This window comes from Mesorhizobium sp. CA4 (assembly GCF_020165075.1).
Lineage (GTDB): Bacteria > Pseudomonadota > Alphaproteobacteria > Rhizobiales > Rhizobiaceae > Mesorhizobium.
Window position 1 is genome coordinate 198,062 of sequence record NZ_JAIUHK010000005.1, and the last position, 14,386, is coordinate 212,447.

Annotated in this window: 22 protein-coding genes; 10 read left to right on the plus strand and 12 right to left on the minus strand. The window is 62.5% G+C overall.

The window, feature by feature from the left end:
* Positions 1 to 91 precede the first annotated feature (91 nt).
* The 3 genes from msrA to LB528_RS06530 all read right to left on the minus strand — a co-directional run bounded on the left by msrA (position 92) and on the right by LB528_RS06530 (position 1,491).
* Positions 92 to 613 carry a peptide-methionine (S)-S-oxide reductase MsrA gene (gene msrA, locus LB528_RS06520; RefSeq protein ID WP_224714259.1) on the minus strand — a complete coding sequence of 174 codons (522 nt, stop codon included), beginning with the start codon at positions 611 to 613 and terminating at the stop codon, positions 92 to 94.
* A 160-nt stretch (positions 614 to 773) separates the two neighbouring features.
* Positions 774 to 1,130 (minus strand): hypothetical protein, encoded by a 357-nt coding sequence (locus LB528_RS06525; protein WP_224714260.1) that lies wholly within the window; start codon positions 1,128 to 1,130, stop codon positions 774 to 776.
* Complete coding sequence (locus LB528_RS06530; RefSeq protein WP_224516121.1) at positions 1,123 to 1,491, minus strand: hypothetical protein; 369 nt, start codon at positions 1,489 to 1,491, stop codon at positions 1,123 to 1,125. Before LB528_RS06530 ends, LB528_RS06525 begins: the two co-directional genes overlap by 8 nt.
* Positions 1,492 to 1,879: 388 nt before the next feature.
* Between LB528_RS06530 and LB528_RS06535 the strand changes: the two genes are divergently transcribed.
* From LB528_RS06535 to LB528_RS06550, 4 genes are all read left to right on the plus strand, one after another.
* Positions 1,880 to 2,191 (plus strand): hypothetical protein, encoded by a 312-nt coding sequence (locus tag LB528_RS06535; protein WP_224516120.1) that lies wholly within the window; start codon positions 1,880 to 1,882, stop codon positions 2,189 to 2,191.
* A gap of 157 nt (positions 2,192 to 2,348) precedes the next feature.
* On the plus strand, positions 2,349 to 2,906 hold the full coding sequence (locus tag LB528_RS06540) for a hypothetical protein (protein ID WP_224516119.1): 558 nt from the start codon (positions 2,349 to 2,351) through the stop codon (positions 2,904 to 2,906).
* Positions 2,907 to 3,141: 235 nt separating this feature from the next.
* Positions 3,142 to 3,411, plus strand: a complete 270-nt coding sequence (locus LB528_RS06545; protein ID WP_224516118.1) for a hypothetical protein — start codon at positions 3,142 to 3,144, stop codon at positions 3,409 to 3,411.
* A gap of 74 nt (positions 3,412 to 3,485) precedes the next feature.
* The gene (locus tag LB528_RS06550; protein ID WP_224516117.1) at positions 3,486 to 3,791 is read left to right on the plus strand and encodes a hypothetical protein; all 306 of its coding nucleotides are present in this window, start codon (positions 3,486 to 3,488) and stop codon (positions 3,789 to 3,791) included.
* 80 nt (positions 3,792 to 3,871) lie between these two features.
* Here LB528_RS06550 and LB528_RS06555 read toward each other — a convergent pair whose 3' ends face one another.
* Together LB528_RS06555 and LB528_RS06560 are read right to left on the minus strand one after the other, a co-directional pair.
* Positions 3,872 to 4,294, minus strand: coding sequence for a DoxX family protein (locus LB528_RS06555; protein ID WP_224516116.1), 423 nt, complete (start codon positions 4,292 to 4,294; stop codon positions 3,872 to 3,874).
* Positions 4,295 to 4,424: 130 nt separating this feature from the next.
* The gene (locus tag LB528_RS06560) at positions 4,425 to 5,180 is read right to left on the minus strand and encodes a tryptophan 2,3-dioxygenase family protein (RefSeq protein WP_224714261.1); all 756 of its coding nucleotides are present in this window, start codon (positions 5,178 to 5,180) and stop codon (positions 4,425 to 4,427) included.
* 137 nt (positions 5,181 to 5,317) lie between these two features.
* On the opposite strand from LB528_RS06560, the gene LB528_RS06565 reads away from it, so the two are divergent.
* Complete coding sequence (locus tag LB528_RS06565; RefSeq protein ID WP_224714262.1) at positions 5,318 to 5,791, plus strand: Lrp/AsnC family transcriptional regulator; 474 nt, start codon at positions 5,318 to 5,320, stop codon at positions 5,789 to 5,791.
* A 58-nt stretch (positions 5,792 to 5,849) separates the two neighbouring features.
* A complete protein-coding gene (locus LB528_RS06570; protein WP_224516113.1) occupies positions 5,850 to 6,023 on the plus strand; it encodes a hypothetical protein in 174 nt (57 codons plus the stop codon).
* 196 nt (positions 6,024 to 6,219) lie between these two features.
* On the opposite strand, the gene LB528_RS06575 is transcribed toward LB528_RS06570, so the two are convergent.
* The 3 genes from LB528_RS06575 to LB528_RS06585 form a co-directional block, all read right to left on the minus strand.
* Positions 6,220 to 6,573, minus strand: a complete 354-nt coding sequence (locus LB528_RS06575; RefSeq protein WP_224516112.1) for an SPW repeat protein — start codon at positions 6,571 to 6,573, stop codon at positions 6,220 to 6,222.
* A 120-nt stretch (positions 6,574 to 6,693) separates the two neighbouring features.
* The gene (locus LB528_RS06580; RefSeq protein WP_224714263.1) at positions 6,694 to 7,767 is read right to left on the minus strand and encodes a sensor histidine kinase; all 1,074 of its coding nucleotides are present in this window, start codon (positions 7,765 to 7,767) and stop codon (positions 6,694 to 6,696) included.
* A gap of 51 nt (positions 7,768 to 7,818) precedes the next feature.
* On the minus strand, positions 7,819 to 8,061 hold the full coding sequence (locus LB528_RS06585; RefSeq protein WP_224714264.1) for a hypothetical protein: 243 nt from the start codon (positions 8,059 to 8,061) through the stop codon (positions 7,819 to 7,821).
* 267 nt (positions 8,062 to 8,328) lie between these two features.
* Here LB528_RS06585 and LB528_RS06590 point away from each other — a divergent pair, with 267 nt between their 5' ends.
* On the plus strand, positions 8,329 to 8,667 hold the full coding sequence (locus LB528_RS06590; protein ID WP_224516109.1) for a hypothetical protein: 339 nt from the start codon (positions 8,329 to 8,331) through the stop codon (positions 8,665 to 8,667).
* Positions 8,668 to 8,701: 34 nt separating this feature from the next.
* Here LB528_RS06590 and LB528_RS06595 read toward each other — a convergent pair whose 3' ends face one another.
* The 3 genes from LB528_RS06595 to LB528_RS30520 all read right to left on the minus strand — a co-directional run bounded on the left by LB528_RS06595 (position 8,702) and on the right by LB528_RS30520 (position 10,184).
* A complete protein-coding gene (locus LB528_RS06595) occupies positions 8,702 to 8,923 on the minus strand; it encodes a hypothetical protein (protein WP_224516108.1) in 222 nt (73 codons plus the stop codon).
* 105 nt (positions 8,924 to 9,028) lie between these two features.
* Positions 9,029 to 9,238: a cold-shock protein gene (locus LB528_RS06600; RefSeq protein WP_140752028.1), complete on the minus strand. Its 210-nt coding sequence runs from the start codon at positions 9,236 to 9,238 to the stop codon at positions 9,029 to 9,031.
* A gap of 238 nt (positions 9,239 to 9,476) precedes the next feature.
* On the minus strand, positions 9,477 to 10,184 hold the full coding sequence (locus LB528_RS30520; RefSeq protein ID WP_411962112.1) for an HD domain-containing protein: 708 nt from the start codon (positions 10,182 to 10,184) through the stop codon (positions 9,477 to 9,479).
* A 15-nt stretch (positions 10,185 to 10,199) separates the two neighbouring features.
* On the opposite strand from LB528_RS30520, the gene LB528_RS06610 reads away from it, so the two are divergent.
* On the plus strand, positions 10,200 to 10,403 hold the full coding sequence (locus tag LB528_RS06610) for a CsbD family protein (RefSeq protein ID WP_224714265.1): 204 nt from the start codon (positions 10,200 to 10,202) through the stop codon (positions 10,401 to 10,403).
* 61 nt (positions 10,404 to 10,464) lie between these two features.
* Here LB528_RS06610 and LB528_RS06615 read toward each other — a convergent pair whose 3' ends face one another.
* Positions 10,465 to 11,715, minus strand: coding sequence for a trimethylamine methyltransferase family protein (locus LB528_RS06615; RefSeq protein WP_224714266.1), 1,251 nt, complete (start codon positions 11,713 to 11,715; stop codon positions 10,465 to 10,467).
* 374 nt (positions 11,716 to 12,089) lie between these two features.
* Between LB528_RS06615 and LB528_RS06620 the strand changes: the two genes are divergently transcribed.
* Together LB528_RS06620 and LB528_RS06625 are read left to right on the plus strand one after the other, a co-directional pair.
* Positions 12,090 to 12,287, plus strand: a complete 198-nt coding sequence (locus LB528_RS06620) for a hypothetical protein (protein ID WP_224516104.1) — start codon at positions 12,090 to 12,092, stop codon at positions 12,285 to 12,287.
* A 731-nt stretch (positions 12,288 to 13,018) separates the two neighbouring features.
* Positions 13,019 to 14,329, plus strand: a complete 1,311-nt coding sequence (locus LB528_RS06625) for an NRAMP family divalent metal transporter (RefSeq protein WP_224714267.1) — start codon at positions 13,019 to 13,021, stop codon at positions 14,327 to 14,329.
* Positions 14,330 to 14,386: the final 57 nt, after the last annotated feature.

The following is a 14,386-nucleotide window of genomic DNA, read 5'->3' on the forward strand; positions in this document are numbered from 1 at the left end:
GCGCCGCAGGCCGGAACGCAAAAAAGCCCGCCATGCCTTGCGGCACGGCGGGCTGATCAAAGCGCGTAAGGGCTATATCAAACAGCCCTGATTATGACGCGACCGCCTGTTGGCGGACCGGAAGCTTCCAGCCCGGCCGCGCGAAATGACAGGTGTAGCCGTTGGGATAGCGCTCGAGATAGTCCTGATGCTCGGGCTCCGCTTCCCAGAAGGGCCCGACCGGGGCGAGCTCGGTGACGACCTTGCCTGGCCACAGGCCGGACGCGTCGACGTCGGCTATCGTGTCCTCGGCGATCCGCTTCTGTTCATCGCTGGTGTAGAAAATCGCCGAACGATAGCTCGCACCGATATCGTTGCCCTGGCGGTTCTTCGTCGTCGGATCGTGGATTTGGAAGAAGAATTCAAGAAGCGTGCGGAAATTGGTCATAGCCGGGTCGAAGATGATCTCGATCGCCTCGGCGTGGGTGCCGTGGTTGCGGTAGGTGGCGTTGGGGACATCGCCGCCGCTGTAGCCCACTCGCGTCGAGATCACGCCGGGCAAGCGTCGGATCAGATCCTGCATGCCCCAGAAGCAGCCGCCGGCAAGGACCGCGCGCTCGGTGGAAGAAGCCATGTCATACCTCCTTTGGATTGCTCCATAGATAAGCGCTGCGCCTGGATTCTTCCAGCGGCTCGAACGGGCGAACGCCGACACCGGGATCGAAGTGTTGTCGTATCCGGCGTCGACGATCTGCCGGTCAACGCCTGCGCGGCTCGCCTCCGCCGCGCTTAGGCTAGGAATCCGGTGCTTGTTTGAATCTTCGCACCACCACCTCGAAAACGATGTCCGATAACTGCTCGAGACTGGTTTTATTATCGGCATCGATACGTTGCGAAAAATCCTTGGGCAGCAGCGTCAGCACGACCTTCAGATACTGGTCGGGCTTTTCCGCCCTGACCGCGGCGATGACACCGGCGCCATGGGCGCGGAAGTCGGCGCGAAGGGCGGTCGCGAAGTCGTCGACGAGCGTCTTTCGCGAGCGCTTCGGGCGGCTGGGCAAAGTGGCATCGACGCGGGGAGCCTGGGGCTTTCGCCCTGCCCGCTTCGCGCCAGCGGGCTTGCGCCGCACGGCCTTGTTTTCATCAGCCATGGGCTACCGCGCCGGATGGCGCGACCTTTGCCGCCTTCGCCTTGCGGACCTTGCGCGCAGGTTTCCTGCGCGGCTTGGCACGTGTCAGCTTGGCGGGCTCGCCGTCGGCCGCCGGAGCGCCCATAGCCTTCAATGTCGCGATGGCGGCGCGGGCTGCCGAGGGGCCAAGGCCCTGGGGCGGAAAGCCGAAACCGGCGACGGCATCGACCGTGCCGCCACGCACCATGCCGATGCGCACGCCGGGCGCGACCTGCTCGATACGGCCTGAGCCGTAAGGCAGGCTTGCGCTCTCGAATTCGCCGATTGCGCTGACAATCTCGGCGCCGTCATCGGCGATAATCATGATGGCATAGCGTGGCATGGAGGGCCTCAAGGTGAAACCACCCCGGCTGTCGGAAGCACCGCGTTGCTTTCGCGCGCGCTCCACTTTCCTGCCAGAGTTTCGAAAGGCTAGAAAACGAAAACCCGCCGGGCCGGCGGGTCGTCGGCGCAAATCAGCACCATGGACAAAATAGTAGCATAGCTGCCCTCACCGGGCAATAGCTAATAGGCAAATTTTCCTATCATTTGAAAACACCTCCCTCAAGACGCGCCCTCCTCCCACCAACGACGGCGCCGCGTCCCACGGCCCTAGATTGAGCCGCCAGCCGAAAGCGTGGCGAAATTTCGTCGGAACCAACCTTGGTCCGATGGGTTCCACCCTTGGTCGCAACGCGACAGACGAACCGTCTCGCACAGAGGAGAAGATCATGCTTACGAAGATCCTTGCAGCTTCGGCCCTGACGATCGGTCTCGCCACCGCGGCGATGGCCCAGACCGCCGGCACTACCAGCGGCAATGACAGCACGGGCGGCAGCGGCCAGACCATCACCGTCGACCCGAAGACGCCGGCCACGCCGTCGCCTGACCAGATGGCGCCGCCGGATACGGGCACGACCGGCAGCATCAGCGGCGGCGACAAGAACTGTCCGAACAGTCCGCAGGGCTCGATGGGCGACGCCAGCAGCTCCACCGCGGGCACGATGCAGCCGAACGTGAACGACAAGACCTGCGGCAAGTAGGACTGCAGCTCGACAACTACGTTCCGTTGCTCCAGTGGCCGTGGAAGCAAGCTCCACGGCCATTGCCTCGTGAACGGCTCCTTCGCTTGAGGCGTGGGAATCCCGGCGGGGAACCATGCAGCTTCCCGACCGTTGCAAAGGCACAAAGGAGAAACCCATGGCAGACAACGAAAGCACCAGCGGCGGCGCGGCAAACGGCACCGGCACCCCGAGCACCAGCCCGGCCAGCGCGGCCCGTCCCCGTAACGCCGCATCGCGCAGCAGCGGTGCCTCACGCAGCGGCGCGTCGCGCAGCGGGGGCGGATCGCGCAGCAGCGCGGCTTCCTCCAGGGCGTCCGAAGGCACGATGAAGCGGCAAATCGCCGAATTGAAGCGGGAGGTCAGCCGATTGAACCGCGCGTTGGCCGACAAAGCCGAGGAGCAAGCGGAGGCCGCGAATGGCTGGTATGAGAGCGCGGCCGAACGCGCGTCAAATGTCTATAGCGGCGCCTCCAACCGCGCCTCCAACCTTTACAGCGGCGCATCGGATCGCGCCTCCCGCGCGGCTCGGCAATTGCGCAGCCAGGCGCAGAGCATTTCGGAAACAGTGCAGCAGAACCCCGGCACCTTCTCGACGGCGATGCTGATCGGCGGCCTGGTCGGACTGCTGGCCGGCATGGCGATCAGCCGAACCGACGACCCCGAGCCGTACTGGCTGCGCCGCTGGCACGGGTAGACATTTCCGGTCCGGCTGCAGTGGCCGAACCGATCAACGGTGCTAACGCAGGCTGAGTTGCGGAGGCCGCGCGGAAGGAAAGGCCAGGCCATCGCGTCCGGCCTTCTTTTTTTCGTGGCAGGCCTTTCCACTTCAAAGTTGTGCTGTTCCATGCCTCCGGCTGTGGCCGGTTGTCCCGGGCTGGTCATTAGCCGGAGCTTATGGGATCATTCCTAAGGGAATCGCGGAGAGCAGCATGGACAAACCTGCCATGGCATCCGTCTTTCGGATGCGGCATGTGCCTGCAAGCATTTCGGGCGTTCGCAGCCTGGGCCGGGGCCAGGCCGATCCGATCTTCCATTCGAGACCACTCGGCGAAGCAATCCGTTTCATCGCCCAGGCCGAGGGCCAGTACGATCACAGCGCCGTCGCCGTTTTCTATGGCGACCGCCAGACGCCGCCGCTCGGCAATCGCGAGATCAGGCAGCTCTGGAAGGAGTATGGCCAGCGGTGGATGGAGGTTTAGCCGGCGCCGGCGTCCCCGCTCGGATCGGAAACGCCGCTCATGCGTTCTTGAGGCGAGGTCAATGGGAGAACGCCATGAACGTCGCCAATCTCCAACTCGAGGGCCTGCTGATGGCCGTCGCCGCGGTCAACCATGTGCTCGTCAAGAAAGGCGTGCTCACGGTCGAGGAAATCGACATCGCGCTGCGCAAGGCCGAAGCAGGCGAGACCGGCGAGGAGCGTTCGGAGGCGATCTCGGCTTCGAACCGCGACGCCATCAATTTCCCGATCCGGCTGCTTGAGCTCGCCAACCAGTGCCAGCCGGAAGCGGACATGCCGTCCTTCTCCAAGCTGGCGCGCATGGTCGGGCAGATGAAGGAGCCGTATAACGATCAGATGTGAGGCGGGCGCGTCGAGATGTCGGCGCCGCCCCTCATCCGACCTTGGGGCACCTCCTCCCCGTGAATGGGGAGAAGGAAGGTTCAGGCCCGGTCCGGCCAGCCCTGGCGCAGCGCGAGCACGTTGCCCGGGCCGTGGACGGCGGCGTAGAGCAGGCCGGCGGCGAACGGGAAATGCGACATGAAGGCGCCGAACTCGGCCTGGTTTCCGGCCCAATGCGACGGACCGTGGAAGGCAAAGCCCAGGAAGGTGACGTAGACGGCGCCGATCAGCGCCAACGGCATCAGATAAGCGCCGGTGAGGAAGGATATCACCAGCAGCGTCTCGAGGATCGCCGCGCACCAGGCCAGAAACAGCGGGAATGGAAAGCCCGCGGCGGCGATGTAGCCGGCGGTAGCGCCCATGTCCATGAGCTTGAAGGCGAGGCCCATGGCAAACATGGCGGCGAAGATCAGGCGGGCGATAAGAATGGCGACGGTCTGCCAGGTCGATTGAGTATTTTCCACGGGTGTCCCTCCGGATGGTTGAAGTGGTCGATGCCCCAAGGACGGGCGTAGGGAGAAGATTCCGACAGGGGTGGGAAAATTATGCGGGGCACCCTTTCCTCGCCCCGCAACTCGAGGCGAGGAAGAAAGCTCAGCCAACCTTCGCCTGCGGCGGATGGCTGATCGACTCCCGCACGGTGCCGTATTCGGCGCCCCAGCGGTCGGTCATGTCGCTGCGGATATCCCAGAGCTCGGGGAAGAAGCGATGGCGGGCGCCGCCTTCGAGGATTTCCACCGGCCGTCCCTTCAGCGACTTGGCGCTCAGCCCGATCGAGCGGTGGATGAGATAGAGGTGATTGGCGCGGAATTTCTGGAACAGCTCGTCGAATTCGATCAGCGCCTCGGCCACGACATAGGAATCACCGTGGTCGTAGTGCTCGTCATAGATATCCTCCACGGTCAGCCCGCGGCCGTCGAGATAGGCGTGCTTGAAGGCCCGCCAAAGATCCGGTGGCAGGCGCAGCAAGAGCTTGAAGCCCGGCGATTCCTGGCCGCTGCCATTGCCGAGCTGCAGGCGGATCTGCTGGTACTCTTTGGGCGACATCGTCTCCAGGAGGTCGAGCTGCGCCGTCATCATGCGCATCAGCCGGTGCACGCGGCCCATCAGCGTGATGATGCGGTGGGTGTCCTGCCTCTCCAGATGGTCGAGCACATCGACCAGCGTATAGGCGATGAGCTTCATCCAAAGTTCCTCGACCTGGTGCACGATCTGGAACTGCAATTCGTCGGCATTGACCATCTCGGCGAGCGGCTTCTGACAGTCGAGCAACTGGTCGCATTTCAAATAGACGCCGTAGTCGCGCATCTCGGGCGCCTCTATGCGGGCGTGATAGTCCGTCTTGTCCATGTCTTATCCTCCTCGCGGCAGGTTTTCGACCTGGCGACAAGGATAGCGCTTTCGGCTTGAACATTGTTCCTTTCTGTTATTCAAATGACGTGAAACGAAGGACGATCGCCGACATCTTCTGTCATATTGGAGAACGAATGGCGCTGGGCGGTGTTGACCGCAGAATAGTCGCCGCGCTTGAGCGTGACGCACGCATCTCCTTCGGAGAACTCGCCGAGGAGGTCGGCTTGAGCAAGACGCCTTGCTGGAAACGGGTGAAGGCTTTGGAAGAGGCCGGCGTTATCCGCGGATATTCGACCCGCATCGACCCGGCCAGGATCGGCTTCGGCATCGAGGCCTTCATTCAGGTGTCGATCGATTTCGAAGTGTCGGACGCCTTCGAAGCGGCGGTGAAGAAGCACCCGCTGATCCGCCGCTGCTACGCCACCACGGGCGAAGCCGACTATCTGCTCCAGATCGTCACCATCGACATGATGGCGCTCGACCGGATGCTGCGCGAGGAACTCAGCCGCCTGCCCGGCGTGCGCCGCACGGTGACTTCGATGGCGATGCGCGAGATCAAGGGCGATATCTCGTTCGCCGAGGCGGCGGCACGTGCGCTGAAGGGATAAGGCGAGCGCCAAATTGAGACGTCGGCTCGACGGTACCCTGTCTGTGATCGAGCCGTCGATGCCGGTCGCGCAGGCCCGCGCCGCATCGTTTCTTAATGGCGACGAGGCGATCTACTGGTTGGAGGACGCGGGACGAGAATATGGGAACCTGACCACGGCCGGCTCAGGCTCCCGCTCCACCTTTTCCTTCTCGGCGTCGGCCTTGCGTTTCGGGCACTCCTCGAAATCATGATCGCGGCCGCCGCAATAGGAGCAGCATTTGGCGGGGGTGTCGGGGTGGAGCATCGAGGCCATTCCCAAGAATGCACGAAAAAGTTTCCGGTTGCAGCAATTGCGTGAAGCCGCCGCAACAGCCGCCTTGCCCCATGCCCAAGAGATCAAAATCCAAGGAGCCGCCGCTCGCGCGGCGGCTCCCGTTCAGTCACCGCTCACGCATGCGCGTGGGGATGACGGAAGTCCCAGACGGCCCAGGCCGATGCCGCGACCACGAGCACGCCGAGGACGACATGCGTGGCCATGACATGCGTGTCAGCCGCGAAGCGCAGCAACCAAGGTGACACGATCAGCCAGAGCCCGAGGATCGCACTTAGCCATTCTTCCCACTCGGCGAACACCGAAAGCGTCGCCAGCGCCAGCGCGCCGAGGAGAACGCCGACAATCCAGGCGTTCCACGCGGGCACCACCGCCGCGGTGAATCCGATGACCCAGGGTGAGATGAACAGGCAGATCGCGAGGACCAGAGTGATCCAGTCCAGGGTCTTTCTTGCTTCCATCATTGCCATGACAACCTCCATGGATGAAGCTTGACCAAAGCAACTGTATCCGCGTGGACATTGCACGCTCTGTTACATAATGTAATGCATCTTTACAGACCTGCAAGGGAGGGCCGGCCGGCCGGCGCCTCAGCCCTTGAAATCGCTTTCGTCTTCGACGCCGAGCTGCGGCACTACGATTGCCTCGAGCGGTGCGTCAAGCGTCCATTTAAGGCCGTCGGGCGAGCGCTCCAGGCTGGAGGAACCGCTCAGCGACTGTGGCGCCACCCGCTGCAGCACCACGGTGCCGAACCCCTTGCGCTCGCCTAAGCCCTTGCGCTCTGGCGCCTTGCGCGCGGTTGCGCCCGTGCCGGATGTCTCATGCCAGACAAGATGAAAGCGGCGCTGCGCCTCCGGGCCGGTCTCGACCTTCCAGGTGATTTCGATACGACCGCCCCCCGAGGCCAAAGCGCCATATTTGGACGAGTTGGTGCCGAGCTCGTGGAAGGCCATGCCGAGATTCTGAACGGCATTCGACTGCAGCGTCAGAAGCGGCCCGGAAAGCGAGATGCGGTCTTCATGGCCGAAGGGCTTTAAATGCTCCTGGACAAGGTCGAACAGGCTGGCGCCGGCCCATTCCGTGGTGACCAGAAGGTCATGCGAGCGCGACAGCGCCATGATGCGGGCGCGGATCAATTCCTCGAACTCGCCTGGATCGGTCGAGCGCTTGCTGGTTTCCCTGACCATCGACAGGATCACCGCGAACTGGTTCTTCACGCGGTGATTGACCTCGCGCATCAAAAGCCGGATACGGCGCTCGCTTTCCTTGGCGGGCGTGATGTCGCGGGCGATCTGCGAGGCGCCGATGATCTCGCCCGCGCTGTTCCTGATCGGCGACACGGTGATCGACACGGCGATCAGTGAGCCATCCTTGCGCTTGCGTGTCGTCTCATGGCTCCCCACGCCCTCGCCCCGGCGGATGCGGCCGATGATCTCGGCCTCCTCATTGTGCATATGCTCGGGGAGCAGCATCAGGATAGACTGGCCCACGGCTTCCTCGGCGGTATAGCCGAACATGCGCTCGGCCGCCTGGTTCCAGTCGGTGATGATGCTGTTTAGGTTCTTGCCGATAATGGCGTCATAGGACGAATCGACGATCGCCGCGAGGCGCGCGTCGGCATTGGCGTTCTGTCGGAATATCCCCCCATAGCTTGTCATGTTCATTAATTAGGGCCGACGGAGAGGCACGGCAACGCGTCGGGGGATCGCATCTGCTTACCGGTTGGAGTCGCTGGGGCCATTACCCGCCCTCTCTGTTAATATCACGCCAAAATCCTGCGACTTCGCGCCTGCGTCGGCGGTCAGAAACCCATCCGACGAAAGCCCACGGCGCAACAGTTCGCGCACCGCGGCCGATCGGCTCGGCATGCGCTTTTCGAAACGCCAGTTCTCCAGCGCCGCCAGTTCCTCGTCGGTCAGCATGATCTGCAACCTTTGCGGCCGTTCGAGATCAGCCATGCCTGCCTCCTTCACAGACAAAAATGCTACGAATGAGTAAGTGCCTCATTGTAAGTAGAAGTAGGATTCGCCCCATAGGGCGTCAAGGACGCTTGCGCTGTAAAAGGCGGGACAGACTAACGAAACCAATGATGCACCGAAACCACATTTGTTGGTCTATGCTAACCAATTGATTTGTCTATTCCTTTAGCTTTTTTGCTTGCCATCCGGGATGGTCCGGCGCATGATGGCGATTGAGGGATAACCTCCAGGGAAAGGAGGCATTCCATGTTCCACCGATTTTCCATCCGGTTGCGCGACGACGCTCACCACAGGGTCCAGTGGGCCTTGCGGATCAAGGGTATCGTCAACATCATTCGGCTTTCGGAAGAGATCAGGCTGAGCAATCTGACCGAGAACATCGCCCGTGAAGACATCGAAGATCTGGTGATGCAGGTCGCCCAGCTCTACGGTGCGCCGATCGAGTTCGACGACGATGCCCGGACGGCGATTGATCTGCCCAGCGACTTCGGCCAAGACAACCGCAACGATCTCGAGAAGATGTTGGATGGCCGCACGTGCGGCGGCGATATCACCAGCGATCTGCTGCAGTTGAGGCGGGATTAGCGCTGAACCGTCCAGGCAGGCGCCGGACTCGTGCTCACGCCTTCTTGTTACGCTTCGAAACGGATTTCTTCGGCGGGGGCGCGGGAGCGTCCGCTTCCTGTGCCAGCCTGGCGGCGCGCAATCGCTTCGTCTTGGCCTCCCTGGCAGTTGCTTCCAGATCCACGATCTGCCGCGCGACACGAGACGTCGTGTCGGTTTTGGCTTCCGTTCGAGACGGAACCGGCTTGAACAGACTGGTATCCGATAGGGACTTCATTTCTTCTCCTTAATCAAAAAAGGCCGGGCAAAGCCCGACCTTCTCCAACGCACCTCCGAGGCCGATGCCAGTACATCCGTGGTCATGGACCCGGAGGCGCTGTGATCAGGCGGCTTGCAGGTTTTCGGCAGAACTTTTGCCGTTGCGGGCATCCTTCACGATGTCGAAGCTGACCTTCTGGCCTTCGACCAGCGAGCGCAGTCCGGCGCGCTCAACGGCCGAGATATGAACGAACACATCCGGCTGGCCATTGCCGACTTCGATAAAGCCGAAGCCTTTGGTGGAATTGAAAAACTTTACGGTTCCAGAGCTCATTGCGATTTCCTTTCAAATCGACGTAAATTATCGCCGCTTGGCCACCTGACCAAACGCCGGGTTCTTCGAAATTGAGAGGGAATATCGTTGGGCGCTGAAGCGCGAAAACAACGTTCGTTCAACAAGATCGATTGGCGGTATGTAGCGCTTAATTCTCACTTTTGCAAGAGAGGCCGAAATAATACTCGGGCCATGTCCGGACCGGATGGAAGGCGGATTCGGCCTCTCGCCAGCGCGCCTAAGCGCTGGCGTTCAATCCGTGGAGCACCACAAGGCCGGTTTCATATCTGGCTGGAGAAAGCCCTGCCTGATGTGCCTGCCACAGATTATCTTTCAGATCAGCTTCCTTGACCGACCTGGCGAGCGCGTTCGAGGCGGCGCGGCAGATGAACCCCTGCTCGCTTTCATCCATCCGTTTCGTCAGCGCATCGACGGCCGCAACAACGGATGAACTGAAGCCAGCCTGCTCAAGCCGCTCAAGGGTCCAGCCCTCGCCTTTCTCTACGACGTCATGCAAATAGGCGACGGTCTTTTCATCCAGCGTCTCGACCGCATCTGCGACGCGCCTCAGATGTTCGATATAGGGTCGTCCGGTTTTGTCTTTCTGGCCACCATGGGCCTGCTCGGCGATCTTGGCTGCCCGGTGAAGCATGGTCCTTCCAATCATCAAAAATGAAGCCCGCCCCGGCGAGGGACGGCCGAAGCGGGCTGCTCGGGTCTGAACCCGGTCGGTGGCGCGCCTTTCGCGGGGGGAGCGGGGCTGCGCGCCGCCTGCATTCAAGAACATCGACGCCGGGCGAATGTTCCCGCCGCATCCTGCGAATGTTGAGATGGGACGTTTGGCGCGTTTCCCTATGACGCGGACGCCCTCAAGCCGAATGGCGGATACCAGAAAGCCTTGCGACAGGAACCTCGCGACCGCGCCGCCGTTAGCCTGCGTGTGCAACAGGAGGTCCCGGCAATGGATTGGAACCGCGTCGAAGGCAATTGGAAGCAGGTGAAGGGCAAGGTCAAGGAGCAGTGGGGCAAGCTCACCGACGATGACCTCGACCGCATCGCGGGAAAACGCGACCAGCTCGAAGGCAAGATCCAGGAACGCTACGGCCTTGAGAAGGATCGCGTGCGCCGCGACATCGATGAATGGTACAGCCGCCAAGGCTGGTAGCAGCCGATTGCCTAGCCAGGAAGGGCGCTGTCTCGCGACAACGCCCTTTTCGTATGGCAGGTCAAGGCCGCGGAGGGCACACGCCGATTTCCATCTCGATCGCCCGGTCGAGCGGCACGGGCGGCTCGGTCGGCCTGCCATGGCCGAGTTCCCCAAGAGCGGCGGCATCGCGGCGGAATTTTGCGAACGACACCGTGCGGCCTTGCTCCAGCCAACCGGAGGCGTGGAGGATGAAACTCGCTCCGGAGGCCACCGCGGCCGAGAGCACCCTGCCCCCTTCGGCACCGGATTGCGCGTCGTCGATTTTGGCCGAGGTGATCGCGCCGTCGCCCCGCACCGGCACGCCGAGCCGCCTGCCTAGTTCGGCCGCGTAGAACTGGACGAGCTGTGAGGCCGAATCACCAAAATTGGGCAGCATCCTTCGCATGTCGAAAGGATAGGCGAGGATACCCATCACCACCGGGGCACCCGGACGCCAGAGCTGCGCCAGCGCAAGCCCGGCAAGTACCTCAGCATAGCCCTGGATAAGCGCGCCGGCCACCGTGACGGGCGACGTCGCGCCCATCATCATGTAGGACGAGACCATGCTCGCCTCGCCCTTCAGCGCGATTGCCCGCAGGCACTTCAACGGATTCGGCCAATAGGTGAGCGGCGGCGTGGCGTTGATCAGGTGGAGAAGGTTGCACTCGCCGGCAGACGCCGGCCGCCCGACCGCAGCGGCGGTCAGGTCGATCACCGTCTCGGCGGCCGCCGGCGAAGCGATGCTGCCCATGAACGGCTTGTCGGAGCGGCTGAGATGCGCAAGCAGCATCTCCAGCGGCCGCCGATCTTCAGGGACGTCCTCCATGACGCAGATCATCTGCCCGGTGTTGGTGAGCCCCGGCGCGGCATGCGCGGCGGCAACAAGCTCGCCGTAGATCTGCCGGCTGCCGGCCACCCTCGCCCCGTTGTCGAGCACGACATTGGGCGCGCCGTAGATCGGCGCGAAGGTCGGCGGCGCGCCACCGCCGACCGGCGTATCCCGTGCGGGATTCCTGCCGCGCAGCAGGAACTTTGCGGGCGCATACCCGCGTATGATGCGACGCAGCTCGGCCCCGTCCAGGCGCACGACATTCGCGGTCGCCACGCCACCGGCCTGCTTGAGAATGTCAATTGTCTGCGGATCGTCCAGGAAGCGGATGCCGGTTTCCTCGAGAACCCGGTCGGCCGCTTTCTCGATCGTCTCCAGCCCGGCTTCGTCGTGTTCGAGACGATAGTCCGCGCAAACAAAATCCACCGCCGCGCGATATTCCTTTGGCCATGAAGCCGGCATGCAACTCCTCGGCCGGCGCAAAGTTCGATGGGGCCGGCATGCCGGAGTATCCAGATTCGGCTTGCCTTCGCGACGCTCCCGGCGCGCCACATTCCGTCGCTTCCAGAAAGGCGCGGCGGCCGGGCGATCCGGCGACACCGGCCGTTCGCCCGTGTTCGTCAGCATTTCGCGAGAGAAAAGCGGCGAGTTATCAAATGTTAGCGCACTGTGTCTAACACCCCCAACCCCACAGCACGCTCATCCTCGACGGGGGCTCGCCGAGCCACGTTAGCGTCAAACCGCACGGCCTCCGCTGGCGAGACGCCGTCAAAGTTAATTGCCGGGATGTATGAAACAAGCAGCCGCCTCGGCAGTTCGTATCGAGGAGGTGGCATATGGCTGGCCAAAACGACGGCAAAGAAGCCCAAACCGGAGACGGCAAAGCGGCGCGGGACGATATTGAATTGCTTGCTCGTCGCCTAGCCAAGGATACGGACATCTCGGAGAACGAAGCTCGCGAACTGATCAGGCTCATCGGCACCGATTGGACTTCATTGGTACGCGAGGCCAGATTCCTTAAGGGCCGGCACTGATCAAGGCTCTTCTGTTTTTCTCCTGCCCTTGCAGCTGCTGATCAGGCGTTGTTGTCTGCCATGCCGGTCTCTTCCGGCTAAAGAAAATTCTGCCCCCATAGAGAAGCCCGTCCGGAGGGGGAGCGGACGGGCTTCTATCGGGAGTGAGGGACCCCGATGGCGACAGGGATGCCGCCACGCACCGAACCCGCCGCCGGTGCTTATGTTCCGTTGCGGGAGCGAAACTGCCGAATTTCCGGCGGGGCTGGGACACCCGCGCGACAGCCAATTCGAAGAGCGAACGCATCGCCAGATGGCGAGACCGCCCTTGCAGCCATGCTGTAGAGGCGATGGCGTCCGACGCAGGATCTTCGCCGGGAGATAGAGCAGTTCTTCCTTTCGTCGGCGTTGGGCACCGGCAAGAAGATCAAGCTTAAGGGCTGGCAGAATGCCGCCGAGGCCAGGGCCTCGCTGGCGGACGGGATAAAATCCTTCAAACGAAAATTCTCGCGTTGAGCGGACTGTGGATGTCTGCCCCGCGCGGTTTTCGCATCGTCGGCTGGAAGACGGCCGCCAATGGATGTGGATGAGAACCTCGGCCCGCCGTGTGAGGTGACGCTCACTGGAACCGATCGTCCATCCGCCGGTTACTCTATGCCTTCGTTGGCTGGTGCTTATGCAATGCGGAACAGCCGTCCCAAATCCATGGCGCACGTCGCACTGACCGCCGACCCCGCGCCGGTGGCCTTTCCATGACCGAAATCGGTTCCCAAATCGACACAGAACAAAGCAGCACGTTGGCGAGGGGTCCTTTCCAGCGGTTTCTCCGCACGATCGGGCCAGGCTTCATCACCGGCGCCTCCGACGACGATCCCTCCGGCATTGGGACCTATAGCCAGGCTGGCGCCCAGCTTGGTTTCAACATCGGCTGGGTGATGCTGTTCACCTTCCCGTTGATGGCGGCGATCCAGGAGATCGCCGCCCGCATCGGGCGCACCACGGGCAAGGGAATTTCAGGCAACCTCAGCCGGTACTATCCGGCTTCGCTGCTATATGTCGTGGTGGGGCTGCTCTTTGCCGCCAACGTCATCAACATCGGCGCCGACCTCAGCGCCATGGCGGATGCATTGAAACTGCTGGTGGGCGGGCCCAGCTCGCTCTACGTGGTCGCTTTCGCAATCGTTTGTGTCTGGGCAATCGTCTTCCTCGATTACACACGCTACGTGAAGGTCCTCAAATGGACGACACTGAGCTTGTTCGCCTATGTCGTCGCGATGTTCGCGGCCAATATCAGCTGGATCGATGCTGCCAAGGGCCTGTTCATCCCGCACATCGAACGGAGCGGCACCTTCTTCACCACTCTGCTCGCCATACTCGGCACAACGATCTCGCCCTACCTGTTTTTCTGGCAAGCTTCGCAGGAGGTCGAAGAGGAGGAACTCAAGCCGACAACCAGGCCGCTGCGGCGGGCGCCGTGGCAGGCATCCAGAGCGTTCAGCCGGATACGCGCCGACACACTGGTTGGAATGGCTTTTTCGAACCTGATCGGCGCCGCGATCATCTTCACCACGGCCGCCACGCTCCACAAGGCAGGGGTGACGGATATTGCTTCGTCCACCGACGCGGCAAAGGCGCTGGAGCCGGCGGCCGGAAAGTTCGCCTTCATCGTCTTCTCGGCGGGCATCATAGGCACGGGCCTTCTGGCGGTGCCGGTGCTGGCGGGTTCAGCGGCTTTCGCCGTCGGCGAAGCGCTGCGCTGGCCGGTCGGCCTTCAGCGCAAGCCGAAGGCAGCAGTGGCCTTTTACGCCACGCTCGCCGCGGCAACTGCTCTTGGCACCGGGATCATGTTTACCCCGATCGACCCGATCAAGGCGCTTTACTGGAGCGCCGTGATAAACGGCATGTGCGCCGTGCCGGTCATGGTCGTGATGATGCTGATGGCTGCCCGTACGGACATCATGGGAGAATTCCCGGTCCAAGGCTGGCTGCGCGCGCTGGGCTGGCTATCGACATTGGCCATGGGCATGTCGTCGGTCGGCCTGATCGCTCAATGGTTCTTATGAGTGCCGCGACGAAGGACGCCTGAGCCGCAGCCCACCAGTCCCCTGGAGGGGGAACTG

Excerpts from the sequence above, each read along its gene's own strand:
- LB528_RS06590 (WP_224516109.1), top strand. The coding sequence starts at position 8,329 with ATGTTCCACCGATTTTCCATCCGGTTGCGCGACGACGCTCACCACAGG.
- LB528_RS06600 (WP_140752028.1), bottom strand. The coding sequence starts at position 9,238 with ATGAGCTCTGGAACCGTAAAGTTTTTCAATTCCACCAAAGGCTTCGGC.
- LB528_RS06525 (WP_224714260.1), bottom strand. The coding sequence starts at position 1,130 with ATGGCTGATGAAAACAAGGCCGTGCGGCGCAAGCCCGCTGGCGCGAAG.
- LB528_RS06615 (WP_224714266.1), bottom strand. The coding sequence starts at position 11,715 with ATGCCGGCTTCATGGCCAAAGGAATATCGCGCGGCGGTGGATTTTGTT.
- LB528_RS06585 (WP_224714264.1), bottom strand. The coding sequence starts at position 8,061 with ATGGCTGATCTCGAACGGCCGCAAAGGTTGCAGATCATGCTGACCGAC.
- LB528_RS06620 (WP_224516104.1), top strand. The coding sequence starts at position 12,090 with ATGGCTGGCCAAAACGACGGCAAAGAAGCCCAAACCGGAGACGGCAAA.
- LB528_RS06575 (WP_224516112.1), bottom strand. The coding sequence starts at position 6,573 with ATGGCAATGATGGAAGCAAGAAAGACCCTGGACTGGATCACTCTGGTC.
- LB528_RS06610 (WP_224714265.1), top strand. The coding sequence starts at position 10,200 with ATGGATTGGAACCGCGTCGAAGGCAATTGGAAGCAGGTGAAGGGCAAG.
- LB528_RS06625 (WP_224714267.1), top strand. The coding sequence starts at position 13,019 with ATGACCGAAATCGGTTCCCAAATCGACACAGAACAAAGCAGCACGTTG.
- LB528_RS06540 (WP_224516119.1), top strand. The coding sequence starts at position 2,349 with ATGGCAGACAACGAAAGCACCAGCGGCGGCGCGGCAAACGGCACCGGC.
- LB528_RS06570 (WP_224516113.1), top strand. The coding sequence starts at position 5,850 with ATGCCGGTCGCGCAGGCCCGCGCCGCATCGTTTCTTAATGGCGACGAG.
- LB528_RS06595 (WP_224516108.1), bottom strand. The coding sequence starts at position 8,923 with ATGAAGTCCCTATCGGATACCAGTCTGTTCAAGCCGGTTCCGTCTCGA.
- LB528_RS06545 (WP_224516118.1), top strand. The coding sequence starts at position 3,142 with ATGGACAAACCTGCCATGGCATCCGTCTTTCGGATGCGGCATGTGCCT.
- msrA (WP_224714259.1), bottom strand. The coding sequence starts at position 613 with ATGGCTTCTTCCACCGAGCGCGCGGTCCTTGCCGGCGGCTGCTTCTGG.
- LB528_RS06535 (WP_224516120.1), top strand. The coding sequence starts at position 1,880 with ATGCTTACGAAGATCCTTGCAGCTTCGGCCCTGACGATCGGTCTCGCC.
- LB528_RS06530 (WP_224516121.1), bottom strand. The coding sequence starts at position 1,491 with ATGCCACGCTATGCCATCATGATTATCGCCGATGACGGCGCCGAGATT.
- LB528_RS06580 (WP_224714263.1), bottom strand. The coding sequence starts at position 7,767 with ATGAACATGACAAGCTATGGGGGGATATTCCGACAGAACGCCAATGCC.
- LB528_RS06565 (WP_224714262.1), top strand. The coding sequence starts at position 5,318 with ATGGCGCTGGGCGGTGTTGACCGCAGAATAGTCGCCGCGCTTGAGCGT.
- LB528_RS06560 (WP_224714261.1), bottom strand. The coding sequence starts at position 5,180 with ATGGACAAGACGGACTATCACGCCCGCATAGAGGCGCCCGAGATGCGC.
- LB528_RS06550 (WP_224516117.1), top strand. The coding sequence starts at position 3,486 with ATGAACGTCGCCAATCTCCAACTCGAGGGCCTGCTGATGGCCGTCGCC.